Genomic DNA, 14,254 nt, shown 5'->3' on the forward strand with positions numbered 1-14,254 from the left:
GGAGGTTTATTTGATTCAAATCTAGCGCCTGATGCGTTTTCTTAACCAAAATGTTATTCTCCTTTATATGAATTGCTGAAGGAGAACCAATGGGTCTTAATGGAAGTCAAAGCAAATTAAAAAGACGTTTTTATTTTCACCAACATCATTGGATCAGTCTCGCCATGTTTTGTGTGGTTTTCATAATCTTGATCGTCCTCGTCGCAGTGGGGGCAAATTGGGTTGGTATACCTGGAGACGCTCATTACCGTGCATTTATCACACCTACGCTCGCTCACATCCTAACCCTATTCATTATCGTACCATTTATCATGAAATTGCCGAATGGAAAGACAACTTTCCGTAAATATTTGGACAATATCCGCCTAACGCATTTCAGACCATTCATCCCCCTGGTTTTATTGGGGGTTTCATGTAGCTTGATTATGCTGCTACTTTTATCTACAAATTCATTCATTTATCGTTTGATGGAAGGCATGCCCCTTGGCCTCCGTTTTATCCAATCTGCTTTCAAAATAAAAGCAGTCCTTAGGCCAGGGACAAGAGTTTGGATCGATTCGTTTCCCTCAATTTTTGAAGAAGTCTTCTGGCGCGGCGTTTTCCTGGTTTTATTTATGCGAAAGTACACAGCAAAGAAATCAATTTTTATCACTTCTCTCGGTTTTGGACTACTTCATTTGATTAATCTTCTTTTTGGTGCTGAACCTACTTTTGTCCTGAAGCAAGTCTTAATGGGCTGCATTATGGGTATTTTCTATGGGTACATTGTTCTTAAATCTAATAGTTTGATACCTGCAATGATTTTTCACTATTTAGTAAATGTCTTCATCTACTCATTCACCTATTATTTTTCTACACATGCACCTACAGGCACCTATTTTCTATATATGTTGGTCTGCCTACCAGTGACTACGACTCTTCTTATCCTCTGGGTCGAGTACTTTTGCACCCGTTGGATCTCTGGATCACAAAATATCAAGATATGTTAGGCCTGGAGAATTCACATGGAGAATCAGAAATTCCGCTTTTTTCACCATTTTATACTAATCGGATCATTTGTGAGTATTGGATACTTGAACCTTTCAATATTTGAAACAAACAAGGTTGGAGAAAAAGAATGAAAACAAATAAACAAAATCTATATCCTTGGCTCTTCCTTTTTGCAAGCATAATATTTATCGTTGGGATAATCGCTTCCATTGTCATCTTTAAAAGTCCAGGCCTTAAGATGTATCCATCCATGATATCAAACACATATCGTGAACAACAACATCATCTATCTCTACCCGGTAAAACAGAGGTGTTTCTTACCCGGACCGGAGCTTACGGGATTTATTATGAATACAGCCTGGTTGCAGCGTCTGCAGAGGATTACACCAACCTTCCCCCAGATATTCAATGTTCCTTGACATCTCATGCAACAGACTCAATCATTCAAGCTGTACCGGACTATGTTGAATCCAATCGGTATTGGTCAAAAGAAGCAGGTGGAATAGGCGTGTTGGTCATGAGTATCTCAGTAGATGAACCCGGGAAGTACGCATTTGAGTGCTCATATAAAGATGGCCAAACTGAACCAGAAATCAGAATCTTATTGGGGCCCAACTACTACTGGGAATTTCTTCGAGTAATCGGAACGATTTTTGTTCCTTTTGTATTCGGCATCAACACTATTTTTGTCTCGATAACTATTCCATTTTTTCTTGTTATTATCGGGGTTATATTGAAAAAGGCAAAGCATAATTATCAATAAATCCTCAAATCAAACCACTTATCTAGAAAAGGATTAACCAATGAAATCGAATAAAAGCCCCAACCATATTGAAAACAATAAAAACATTGCCCCACCAAAGATCTTTGCATGGCTAGCCTCGCTTACTTTGATCTCCATAATTGCTGCTGCAATGCTCTTACCACACGGACAGTATCTCCCATTAAAAATTGCAGGGGTTTCAATCCTTGTGATCGCGGCGGTTTTTATTTTCACTCCATTCTTCCTCCTACAAAAATCTGGAAATGCTAGTAGTAAAAAAAGTTACATGGAAACAACCCAGGTTGTAGATAAAGGGTTGTATGCCATCACAAGGCACCCCCAATATCTGGGCTATATGCTGATGTCCATTGGCTTTGCTTGCATCACTCAATATTGGGTGATTTATCTGCTTGCGACCATTTGTATCATCTTCTTCGTTCTCCAATCTATACAGGAAGAACATTTCTGTGCATCCCAGTATGGAGAATCTTATGTCGACTATCTCAATCGCGTCCCCCGTTTTAATATTTTCTTGGGCTTATGGCGAAAAATCCGGGAAAAATGAAATGATCATAATCGCAAAAGCACGCCCTGAAGATGTGGAAAAGCTCACCGAGACCCAGATCCGTGCATTTATTGATGATAACAAAAACAAACCGCCAAACTGCAGTCTCGAAGGCCCTCCTGGCTACAACTCATTGAAATGGAACTTGCATTGGATTCAGCATACACACTACTACAAAATATTATTTGATGGACAGCTAGTTGGCGGCTTGATTTTGTTCGATCTTGGCGAGAGCCATTTTGAAGTAGGCCGTATTTGGATTGATCCAAAATATCAAAATAAAGGTATCGGTCAAGATGCAATGTGTAAGATGTTCAAATTGCATTCAGATGTCACGAGATGGACCTTAGGAACTCCCTCATGGGCAATCAGAAACCAGCACTTCTATGAAGCGCTTGGGTTTGTGAAAATCCGTGAAACTGAAGTTGATCCTGACCTAGGTTGGTCAGGGATTGAATATGAGAGGAAGCTATAAATCAAGATGAAGAAAATAATTCTTTCAGGCAAATTCTCATTCATAGCTGTATTGATGATCTTGTTAAGCTCACTGATAGGTTGCGAAACCATCGACCAGAATATCACAGCCTTTGTCCATGTGAACTTGGTACCTATGACAGGGAAGCAGGTAATCCCTGATCAGACGGTTCTAATCTCAGGTTCTGAAATCGTTTCTTTCGGAGACTTCGAAAAAATCAAAATCCCAAAGAATGCGGAAATCATCAAAGGAGATGGTGCCTATCTCTTTCCAGGATTGGCAGACATGCACATGCACACCCGGGCAGATTGGGATGATCGTGACATATGGCCAACCCACCCTTTATCGTTATATTTAGCAAATGGCGTTACAACGGTTCGGGATTTTGCACCGGAAGGCTCTCCTCTTACCTATGCCCTAGAATGGCAAAATGAGATTAAAGCGGGTTTCCGGATAGGACCCACGATCTATGCTTCAGGGAAACTACTTTATGCCAGTCCATTGGATGACCCAAAGGGTATCGTGCAAGAAAACTACTCGGCTGGTTTTGATTTTCTTAAGTTCTATTCCTACCTGTCCCCCGATGATTTTTATCAAGCAATGAAAAAAGCAGAAGAACTTGGTATGTATACAACCGGGCATATCCCATACTCTGTTGGATTGGATGGTGTGATTGCTGAAAACATGGATGAGATAGCACATATCGAAGAACTCCTCTATGAATTTATAAATTTCGACAGAGATCAATCCTTGTCACCCTCGGAATGGGGACAATATGTCGCCGGATCAGCAATTATACAATTTGATATTGCTACAGATAGTTTCTTCTTGGATTTTCAAAATCAGAATCAAATGAAGCTTGAAGTAATTGCAGAAAATCTGCGGGATAATGGAATTCCGGTTTGTACAACAATGGTCATCGATGATGTCATTCAATTGAAGTTGTTTGATTCAGAATCATTCCTGGCTCGTTCAGAAAGTATTTATTTTGAGAAAGGTTATCTTAATAGTTACTTTCTGGGTGAGGAGAAACACCTGGTCCAATGTAAAAATGTGGAAGAGTTCTGCGCAATCAAATATGAAATTGATCGCTGGATATTAAATGGCCTCCACGAAGGAGGGGTTCTGCTCCTACTGGGAACAGACTCGGGCACTGGCGGCATGGGAATCGTGCCAGGATATTCCATCCATGATGAATTGGATATTCTTGTGAATAATGGGTTTACCCCCTACGAAGCACTGGTTACAGGAACAGTAAATGCAGGAATTATCATTGAAAACATGGGCGGTGAAGGGAATATTGGAACAATTGAAGTCGGCAATCAGGCGGATTTGATTCTTACCGCCGGCAATCCCCTGGAAGATGTCTCAACCCTTAGGTCACCACTCGGTGTGATGTCAGACGGTCGCTGGTACTCTGCAGATTATTTATCTGAATTGATTCAACCTTGAACGCTTGCTTCCCAAAAGACAACCTCGTACATCATATGAGGTTAAGTAAAAGATGATTATGTTGGTTAACAATACTATCTCTCCTCAAAAATCCAGGAGAGATAGTATTAATAGAGAAGACGCGATTTCTATGGAATATTGATAGATGTCAGGATGGCCGGAAATACTGTCTGGGCATCATCCCAGTAACCGCCATCAATCCCGCCATACCAAACAATCTCAAGCATTTTCCCATCATGAGGCACCATCGTAACACCACATTTTATGGCTGTCCCCATGGAATTCATACCATCACAAACTTTTGTAGGGTATTCAACACCCATAATTGTGATCGGATCGCCATCTGAGACTGTGAGGGTTGGGAAAATTTCCTGAGTAACTTCCCAATCTGCCAGCATTTGAGCAGAATCTGTTCCTTCCTCAACCCAGATGACAACCGCAGACATCCAGTCTGCTGAATTCAGAAAAATACCCTGACCAACCCATGGTTCCATCGGTTCTTGCCAGGTTGAAGGAAAAGATACAGTCAAGTTATAGGTCTCGCTGGAAAGGGTGGAAACACCCTTTATCGATTCCAAGATTCCGGTAAAGATCGTCTGTCCATTAGTCCAATAATCTCCATCCGTTCCGGCATACCATAAGATTTCCAAGAGTTTGCCATTATATGGAACAAAGGTTACACCACAATTGATCGCCGATCCCATCGAATTGAAGCCATCACCGGATTTCGTTGGATACTCTGCGCCTAATACCGAGACCGGATCGCCATCAGTAACCGTTAGGGTTGGGAAAATGTCCTGGGTGGATTCCCAATCAGCCAAAGCCTGATTCGCATCAGTGCCCTCAATGACCCAAACAATCACAGAAGTCATCCAATCTTCTGAATTCAACCACAGACCTTCGCCTACCCACGGAGCGATCGGTTCTTGCCATTCAGGAGGATAAGATACATACAGTCCATATTCAGCGCTGTTGAAAGAGAGCCATTCTGCGGTTGCGACTGGCGGAATATAAGCAAAATCATCAGCCGGGGCTATAAGAGAATTTGTAATCGCGAGTAAGGTTGGTTTCGCCTGCTCCCAAGTTTCTGAGGGGGCGTAAACACTAATATGAACCATATTCATACCATACGGAACTATTGCATCAATACCAGAGTAATTTGCACTGGCCATGGTATTGAAGCCTGTCCACGAGAAAGCATCAAATTCGGTGTCAAATACAGTGAGCTTTTCGGAGCTTATAATAGCAGCGTCCGTGAAACCAGCAGAACCTGCAACCAGAGCTTCTTCAATTGCAGTCAATTCCTCTTCCAGAGATTGTTGGTCTTCATAAAGAAGATTAAAAGCCGCGATGTTCATCCAATCCGAACTCATGGCAGTGATACCAATACTGCCTGAGTTTGAAATTGGCATCCACCCCTCAGGATATTGGATTGTCATCCCGGAAACTGGATCTTCGAAAGTCAAAGTCAATTCTTCGGCTACCGGTGTTTCAAGAACCTCAGTTTCTTCTACAATTTCCGATTCTGTAGGCATTACCGTTTCCGTTACCTCAGTTCCAGGAGTACAACCGGAAACAAAAGCAATACAGATCAGCAAACAAACTAACTTGTACAAATTTTTCATGCGTGGCTCCAGTTCCGAATATAGGTCCCTGACTAATCAGGGGAAAGAAGTTAGGTGAGATAAAGTGGTCATTCAAGTTAAGCGCTTAACTTTCACATGGATAGATTATCACAATCTTTTCTGCTTGTCAACAAATTGGTTAAGCGCTTAAAGGTTCCGGGTTACACTCCTTGACATTCAGAAACCCGTGTGATATGCTCAAGTTAAGCGCTTAACCAAAGCAAAAGGAGCCGATACATGTCCACAATTTATGATGTCGCCAAGGAGGCCGGTGTTTCCATAGGCACAGTCTCATATGTGATCAATAAATCCAAAAAGGTCCGCCAGGAGACTGTTGAACGCGTCGAAGAGGCCATGCGGAAGCTGAACTATCAACCTTCTGCTTCTGCAAAAGCTCTGGCATTAGGCCGATCAGATATCATTTCTCTCACTTACCCCAGCAACCTGATTGATTTCCAAATGGTTCTAAACTCTTTTGCAATTGCTATTGGAAACGTACTCGAGGAAACCGATTTCCGACTGACAATCCTGCCCCTCCCCAATGCAACAGAGTTACAAACCCTTGAAGCCAGTGTCCAGGCCCGGATGATGGATGGTGTAATCCTACTCAACACCCTCCTCCATGATAAGCGAGTGGATTATCTCAAATCCGCAGACCTGCCCTTTGTGATGATTGGACGCTGCCTGGATAACACCGGACTTTATTACGTTGATGCAGACATTAAAGCTGCTGCTCGGTTACAGGTCGAACATCTCGTCAAATTGGGACACCGAAAGATTTCTTATATTGGCTACCAGGCAATGGATGAGAACCTCAGCAGTGTCGGATACCACCTCCAAAATGCGTTCCGTGAAGCTCTACAGGATTTCGGGTTGCCGGTCGATGATTGCTTTTTCATCAAATCTTGCCAACCAGAAGAAATTGCATATGAACTCGAGCTCCTTCTCAAATCTCCAAACGCCCCAACCGCAGTATCCGGTGCATATGAGGCAGCCGTGATGGGTGTTTTGAAAACAACAGCAAAACTTGGTATGAGCGTTCCAGACGACCTGGCAATCATCGGTTATGCGGATAGTCCACTTTACCCAATGCTTACACCGCCTATTACTGTCGTTTTCGACCAGATCATGAGCCTGGGACGTATGGCCGCCGATATGTTGCTGACACTAATTGACGGTAAAGAACCAAAAGAACCACAAATCCTTCTCAAGCCCTGTCTAGTTCCTCGTGCATCAACAGGAGAATAATCAACTAGCTAAAACGCTTTCCAGTTACGCTCAGGCGAAATAACCTTGCAGTCAAGCAGTCTTTAGGAGAGACATATGAAAGTAAAAATCTTGTTATTAAGAGTTTTCATGATTGTAGGTGTTTTATTGGTAGCCTTTTCTCTACCGGCATGCAGGCCCCAGGAGTCTGAGAATATTATTCTCTGGACCTATCTATCCACCCAACAGGAAATGGAAACCTTGCAGAATGTTGTGGACACCTGGGCAGCTGAAACCGGCAATACCGTAGAGGTGATTCAATACCCGTATTTTGAAATGTTAGGTAAGGTCGAAACAACCTTCCCAGCTGGAGAGGGTCCTGACCTGTTTGAGTATCCCCACACCAACGTCGGGATTTGGTCTGAGGCAGGATTGATCGCTCCTTTGCCGGATAATGCCTTGAGCGAAGAGGAACTCGCAAATTACCAGATCAGTGGCTTGAACGCATTTACCACCGCCAATACTTTGTATGGAATCCCTCAAATCGCCGACACAGTGATCATGTTGTACAACAAAGCACTGGTCTCAGATCCTCCAGAGACCATGGAAGAACTGGTCATTATGGCCCATCAGTTAACCACCGATGATATTTACGGATTTTTACTTCTCGACGATAATGTTTGGTTCAGCTGGGGATTCATTAGTGGTTATGGCGGGTATATCTTTGGCGAGCAAGAAGGCTCTTATAACCCAAACGATATCGGTGTTTTTAGCAAAAATACTGCGGATGGCATGGATTATTTAATGACCCTTCGCAATGAGGAAGGTCTGATCCCAACGGATCTCGATTGGAATGTGATCACTGGCAAATTTACTGAGGGTAAAGTGGCCATGATGTTCATGAATGCCAACCAGGCAAGTATCTATGAAGAAGCGGGCATTGACGTTGGAATTGCGGTCCTGCCCCAATTACCCAACGGTGAAATGCCTCATCCAATGATCAATTTTCACGGTTGGGGTGTAAATCCCTATAGCCAGAAGCAGGAAGCAGCCGCTCAGCTAGCGGTCTATCTCGGTGCGAACCTGCCTGTCTCGCTATTTGAAGCCTCAAACGGGAATATCCCTGTCCGGAGTGATGTTTTGACTGATCCTCTGATTGCCAATAACCCCGACGCAATCGCGGCTGTTCAGCAGGTCGGATACGGTCAACCGGTTCCCAATATCTCCGAAATGAGCCTGGCGTGGACACCATTGGACAATGCCTTCAAGCTAGTTGCCCGTGGCGAGGAAAGTACAGTTCAGGCACTCATGGAAGCATCCGAAGCCATTAGGCAAGCAATTGAAAACCAGGAATAAAAACCGTGAAACGCCGAATTACGCCATACATGTTTATGCTGCCTGGCCTCGTGGCCATCGGAGCCGTGACTTTAATCCCCGTATTGACCAGCATATACTTTGCGTTCACTAATTACTCTACCAAACACCTATTTGATTATGAGTTTGTATGGTTCAACAACTTCAAACGCATCCTTTTCGGGATTGACCAAAGCAACTTCCTGACTGTTTTGTCATGGACGCTCGTTTGGACAGTGATTACCACCCTTCTGGATTTCGTGGTTGGATTAGTTCTGGCCATCCTCCTCAACAACCCAACATTGAAAGAGCGAAACCTTTATCGCACAATTCTGATCTACCCCTGGGCGTTACCAGCCACACTGACAGTGATGGTTTGGGCGGGTCTATTAAACAGTAGTTTCGGACCGGTGAACCAGCTCCTCGCAGCTTTCAACATATCTACAATCCCCTGGCTGACCGATCCCTTCTGGGCGCGCCTTTCTTGTATCATAGTCAACTTGTGGCTGGCTTACCCATACCAGATGTCAGTTTGCCTTGGTGCGCTGCAGAGCATAGATCCAACTCTGAATGAGGCCGCCGCTATCGACGGGGCTACTAAATGGCAAATCTTTCACCGAATCACAATGCCCCTCCTTCGATCAGCTACACTGCCTTTACTGGTTATCTCATTCGCCGCGAATTTTTCCGGTTTTGGTGTAATTTACTTGCTTACAGGTGGTGGACCGATTACAAGCATTGATCCCCGAGCTCCCGGAGCGACAGATTTACTTTCCACATGGATGTATAAACTGGTGATGGGTGACGTTTCCAAGTTGTATGGCGTCGCCTCAGCAATTGGGATTATTATCTTCATCTTCGTCGGGGGCTTGACCCTGATTAATTCATTCATGACAGGCGCTTTCAGGCAGGTGAAAGAATGAAGACAACAACTCTTTCAATATTAACAAATAAAGAACAACCAAAAAAGGTCCGCTCAAGAAGACGATGGGACCAGGCCATAAAATTAAACTTTACCCGGCTGATTCTGGTGATCGCATGTTTATTGGTACTATTTCCAGCAATCTGGCTGGTGATGGCCTCATTTTCTGCTGGAACCAGTCTATACAGCAGCAGTTTGATTCCGCAGAAAATCACTCTCGACAATTATTTAAACCTGTTCAGTGGTATTGATTTTCTGATGTGGATGAAAAATTCACTGATCATTTGTACCTGTTCCAGCACCTTGACACTGTTCTTTACGACAACAATGGCTTTCGCTTTCTCCCGGTTTCGTTTTCTCGGTCGTCGTGTGGGTTTGTTATTTTTAATCCTGATTCAGATGTTCCCTGCTGTTATGAGCATTGTCGCGATTTTCCGTCTCCTTCAAGTTCTGCACCTTCTAGACTCACAATTAGGATTGATCCTTATTTATGGCGGTACAGGAATTGCCTTCAGCACCTATCTCCTTAAAGGCTTTATTGACTCCCTTCCAAAGGAAATTGATGAATCCGCTTACATTGATGGGGCTTCACACTGGCAGGTGTTTACCCGAATAATCCTGCCCTTGGCCTCTCCCATGCTGGCTGTTGTTTTCTTATTCAGCTTTATTGGTTTCTACCAGGAATATTTAATTGCCAGTGTTGTACTTTCCAGCCCGAATCTACGTCCGATCGCCCTGGGTCTGCGATTCTTCATTAACGGTAATTACGCTCAAAATTGGACAGGCTTTGCGGCTGCCTCCATAGTCGCTTCACTGCCAGTCATGATTATTTTCTTTGTCTTGCAACGTTATCTGATAACAGGATTAACTCGCGGGGCTTTAAAAGGCTAACTGATAAATCATGATCAAATCTTTTATATTGTTGATTACCAGCCATTAAGGAGATTGCATGTTCAACGAAATCCATTATTACAAACCAAATCTGGAGGAAGTGATCCAACGATATATGGATCTTTATGCCGCCACAGGGCCCGGCCATGCAATTATTTACACCATCCCCACAATGCAACAGGGAGAACCGGTTCCCCCGTTAAATACGATTGATTTTGACAATGACATGGAAGACTATCTTGATCTTTGTCTGAGAAATTTTCGCAGTTGGCTGGAAGTAACTCGCGAGTTACCTGATGATCTGATCCCATCCTTTGGCCCAAACTTCGGGATAGGTGATTATAGCGGTTTTATCGCTGGAGATGTGGTTTTTACAAAAGATACTTCATGGGCGGCACCTATACTTGAATCCCTGGATGATATCGACAATCTGCACTTGAGTGAAGACAATTATTGGGTGCAGATGATGGATCGTGCCATGACTCATCTGATGACCAAGACTGCCTCCTCCCCCATTCCCCTTGTCCGAGGTTACTATTCGCCTTTGGATATGGCTCATGCTCTTCGAGGAGAAAAACTCTTTACGGATTTCATGGACGAACCGGAAAAGGTCCATCGTTTGATGGCATTCTGCGCGCAAGCAATCATTTGGCAAGCCAGCCGTATCCGTGCGATCCATGGTCTATATTGGGGTGGGAATATTGCAGGAGCCTGGCTCAACCCGGGAACCATCTGCATGTCAGAAGATATCGCCTGCATGATCTCACCGCGGTTATATGCTCAATTTGCCCGTCCGTATACCCAGCAGGTGATCGACGCTTTCGGTTATGGCCAAATTCACACGCATTCACTGGGAGTCCAGGTGATCCCGGAAATAAGCCAACTACGAAATCTGCTTGGCATCCAGATTGCCGAAGATCCAAACACCCCTCGCACCGTTACACGACTTGACTGGTTGCTTCCCCGTTCTCACAACATTCCCTTAAATGTTCACTTCACGCATGAAGAAGTAAGAGAGTTGTACGATGAGATCACCAGTGAGTACAACATCATCTTTGCAGTGATGGATGTAGAAATTGCTGAAGGTCAGGATCTGATTAAATGGGTTCGTTCCCATAATAAACCACAGCGTGGATAAGAAATGAAATACCGTCCCGATCTGGATGTAGTTGTAGATCGCTACCAACAACTTTATCAAGCCAAGGAGCCCGGTTCTATCCTTGTGCATGTTTTTGTTCCTCCCGCGGGGAGCGTTCCATATGACTTGCGTGATTATCAATTCCCTGATCTCGCTGAGAACGCCCGTTATCTGCAAGCCTATATCAATAATCGCATCTGCTTTCTAAAAGGTAGGCTTGGCGTGTTGGATGATTATGTGCCGGATATTTATATCCATCACGGTATCGCTGCACAGAGTGCATATATCGCCGGCAGGCCAATAATGGGAGAAGATACGAGTTGGTCCGAACCGGTCATCCGTGATTGGAAAGACATCGAATCGTTGTCAGTGTCCTCAGAGAACCCCTGGTTCCGCCTCCTTCGCCATACAGCGGAGGTCTTCGCCGAGGACCTGGGTGGGCAGGTCGGCTTACCCACTTTCTATCATTATTCTCCGTTGGACATGGCGAATGCCTTACGCGGCAATCAACTATTCTTTGATTTTTCCGACGCTCCGGAACAGGTTGAACGTTTATTGGATTTCTGTACACACGCGGTCATCTGGCTTGAAGATCAACTCTGGCCAATTTGTGGAGACCTCCTGGGAGGCGCTCCCCTATGGGGTAGCTGGGTTCCGGGCCATGCCCTGATGATGTCAGAAGATATCGCAGATCTGTGCAGGGCAGAGTATTACCCAAATTGGGCTGCCCCCTGGACCCAGCAAGTGATTGATCACTTTGACGGTGCTCTGATCCACAACCATTCAAAAGGGCTACACCTCCAAAAGCAGATTGGAAGCCTGCAAAATCTTCGAATTTTACAAGTTTCTGAAGACCCGAATCAGCCCCGTCCTTTCGATCATCTTGAAGGACTGCTAAGGGAAGCTGGCGATGCCGCCCTGCAAATATATTGCCGTCCCGAAGAAGTTGGAAGAGCTGTCGCAATTTCCCAATCCGTGCCGGGAAAGTTGATTTTACAGACGAGCGCTCCTGATGTTACAACAGCGAATGACATCGTACATTATGTACGTGAACACTCAAGGATTAAGGCAGATTAAGTTATGAACGATGATTTTGTTTTCGGGAATACAGCCACGCAAAACGCCACGCCAGGGGCACAAGTAACTAGTAACGGCATCATCCACCGCTCTGCGCGAATGCCGCTTGCCCCAAAACCTGGCGAACCGGTTCAGTTAACCTTGAAAGTAAATGCGGATCAACATTACGATGCGGCCTGGGTCTATTACACCACAGATGGTAGTGATCCTTCGGGACAAACCGGAAAGCCGGCACAGGGAACAGCTCTCACAATGCTTTCTGAAAACACAGCCTGGAATCCTGAGACAAAACACCAAGAGCGATTATTTCAGGTTGTCATACCCGGCCAAGAAGCCGGCACGGTTGTTCGATATCGGATTAGCACATACTCCGAGAAACATGGAGAAGTCTTTGCGGATAATGGTTTGATGTATGGCTACCTTACATCAGATCACACTCCCCCATCCTGGACCCAGGAAGCCATCATTTACCACATTTTTATTGATCGATTTGCCTCAGTGGATGGTTTCGCAATCGATCCGGATGGCCCACTGGATGGATTTATGGGCGGCTCGTTAAAAGGGATTACAAACCAGTTGGATTACCTTGTGGCCCTTGGCGTCAATGTTCTTTACCTCAGCCCCATCTTCACCAGTCCATCCTATCATGGCTATGATGCTGTAAACTATTACGAAATTGAAAACAGGTTGGGAAGCCTTAAAGAGTTTAAAGAGCTTTTGGACCAGGCACATGCCCGCAACCTGCGAGTGATTTTGGATTTTGTCCCAAACCATTGTTCTGACCACCACCCAAGTTTCCAATCAGCGATTAGTGACTCATATAGTCCCTACAGAGACTGGTTCACTTTCAACACATATCCTAATGACTTTAAAACCTTTTTTGGTGTACGGTCAATGCCCTGTTTCAACCTCAGGAATAAGGATACTCGAGATTATATTCTGAACGCTATTCTTTACTGGCTGGATTTTGGTGTGGATGGCTATCGCCTTGACTACGCCATTGGTCCGTCACCGGACTTTTGGGCTGAACTGAGTCAAGTAGTTCAGAATCGCCATCCGGATGCCTGGGTGTTTGGAGAAGTGGTCGACTCTTTGGATGTGCAGTTATCTTTTAATGGGTTGTTGGATGGTGTCCTGGATTTTAAATTGATGGAGGCGCTGAGACAGACATTCGCTTATTGCAATTGGAAGGCCAACGATTTCACAACATTCCTGACTCATCATCAAGCCTTTTTCCCTGACCCTTTTAGCCGGCCTTCATTCCTTGATAACCACGATATGGATCGATTTCTGTGGGCTGCTGGCGGAGAGAAACGGAAGTTAAAACTGGCTGCTCTCTGTCAATTTACATTGAGCGGTGCCCCAATCATATATTACGGAACAGAAATCGGATTATCACAGCGAAAAAGTGTTACCCAGGAAGACACACGCTTTGGTGTCCTTGAAGAAGCCCGTTTACCCATGCCGGACGCAAAGGATATTGACCTATTAGAATTTTATACGGGGTTAATTCAATTCCGAAAAGCCAATTTGGCGTGCATTTCCGGAACCTGGACTCTACTGGAGAACAATCCCGAGATCATAGCTTACCGTTGCATCAATGAAAACCAGAAAATTGTTGTAGCTTTGAACATAACTCCGCGCGAGCAGACTCTGGTATTAGCAAACAATTGGAATAAACAAGTATTCACTACCAGCCCTGGGACAGCATTAATCCAACATGCTGAAACCACGGAAATCCATCTTCCCCCTTTGACAGGGGCAGTACTAAGTTAACAGACATAGGTACAACAAAAT

The 14,254-nt window shown here is 44.5% G+C and carries 13 protein-coding genes; 12 read left to right on the forward strand and 1 reads right to left on the reverse strand.

Annotation, left to right across the window (positions count from 1 at the left end; genetic code table 11):
* Positions 1-89: 89 nt before the first annotated feature.
* From JR338_04435 to JR338_04455, 5 genes are all read left to right on the forward strand, one after another.
* Complete coding sequence (locus JR338_04435; protein QRN84001.1) at positions 90-989, forward strand: CPBP family intramembrane metalloprotease; 900 nt, start codon at positions 90-92, stop codon at positions 987-989.
* 128 nt (positions 990-1,117) lie between these two features.
* A complete protein-coding gene (locus tag JR338_04440) occupies positions 1,118-1,753 on the forward strand; it encodes a hypothetical protein (protein QRN84002.1) in 636 nt (211 codons plus the stop codon).
* Between the two features lie 40 nt (positions 1,754-1,793).
* The gene (locus JR338_04445) at positions 1,794-2,318 is read left to right on the forward strand and encodes an isoprenylcysteine carboxylmethyltransferase family protein (GenBank protein ID QRN84003.1); all 525 of its coding nucleotides are present in this window, start codon (positions 1,794-1,796) and stop codon (positions 2,316-2,318) included.
* A gap of 1 nt (position 2,319) precedes the next feature.
* On the forward strand, positions 2,320-2,793 hold the full coding sequence (locus JR338_04450) for a GNAT family N-acetyltransferase (GenBank protein QRN84004.1): 474 nt from the start codon (positions 2,320-2,322) through the stop codon (positions 2,791-2,793).
* Between the two features lie 6 nt (positions 2,794-2,799).
* A complete protein-coding gene (locus JR338_04455; protein ID QRN84005.1) occupies positions 2,800-4,245 on the forward strand; it encodes an amidohydrolase family protein in 1,446 nt (481 codons plus the stop codon).
* 128 nt (positions 4,246-4,373) lie between these two features.
* On the opposite strand, the gene JR338_04460 is transcribed toward JR338_04455, so the two are convergent.
* The gene (locus JR338_04460; protein QRN84006.1) at positions 4,374-5,870 is read right to left on the reverse strand and encodes a hypothetical protein; all 1,497 of its coding nucleotides are present in this window, start codon (positions 5,868-5,870) and stop codon (positions 4,374-4,376) included.
* Positions 5,871-6,107: 237 nt separating this feature from the next.
* Here JR338_04460 and JR338_04465 point away from each other — a divergent pair, with 237 nt between their 5' ends.
* The 7 genes from JR338_04465 (at position 6,108) to JR338_04495 (ending at position 14,233) form a co-directional block, all read left to right on the forward strand.
* Positions 6,108-7,118 (forward strand): LacI family DNA-binding transcriptional regulator, encoded by a 1,011-nt coding sequence (locus tag JR338_04465; protein ID QRN84007.1) that lies wholly within the window; start codon positions 6,108-6,110, stop codon positions 7,116-7,118.
* Positions 7,119-7,193: 75 nt separating this feature from the next.
* Positions 7,194-8,432, forward strand: coding sequence for an extracellular solute-binding protein (locus tag JR338_04470; protein QRN84008.1), 1,239 nt, complete (start codon positions 7,194-7,196; stop codon positions 8,430-8,432).
* Between the two features lie 5 nt (positions 8,433-8,437).
* Positions 8,438-9,352 carry a sugar ABC transporter permease gene (locus JR338_04475; GenBank protein ID QRN84009.1) on the forward strand — a complete coding sequence of 305 codons (915 nt, stop codon included), beginning with the start codon at positions 8,438-8,440 and terminating at the stop codon, positions 9,350-9,352.
* Entirely contained in the window at positions 9,349-10,242 is an 894-nt protein-coding gene (locus JR338_04480; GenBank protein QRN84010.1) for a sugar ABC transporter permease, read from the forward strand. The genes JR338_04475 and JR338_04480 overlap by 4 nt, the downstream gene beginning before the upstream one ends.
* A gap of 58 nt (positions 10,243-10,300) precedes the next feature.
* Positions 10,301-11,380: a hypothetical protein gene (locus tag JR338_04485; GenBank protein ID QRN84011.1), complete on the forward strand. Its 1,080-nt coding sequence runs from the start codon at positions 10,301-10,303 to the stop codon at positions 11,378-11,380.
* Positions 11,381-11,383: 3 nt separating this feature from the next.
* Positions 11,384-12,457, forward strand: a complete 1,074-nt coding sequence (locus tag JR338_04490) for a hypothetical protein (protein ID QRN84012.1) — start codon at positions 11,384-11,386, stop codon at positions 12,455-12,457.
* A gap of 3 nt (positions 12,458-12,460) precedes the next feature.
* Positions 12,461-14,233 carry an alpha-amylase gene (locus JR338_04495; GenBank protein ID QRN84013.1) on the forward strand — a complete coding sequence of 591 codons (1,773 nt, stop codon included), beginning with the start codon at positions 12,461-12,463 and terminating at the stop codon, positions 14,231-14,233.
* Positions 14,234-14,254: the final 21 nt, after the last annotated feature.

It is taken from the genome of Chloroflexota bacterium, from assembly GCA_016887485.1.
Lineage (GTDB): Bacteria > Chloroflexota > Anaerolineae > Anaerolineales > Anaerolineaceae > Brevifilum.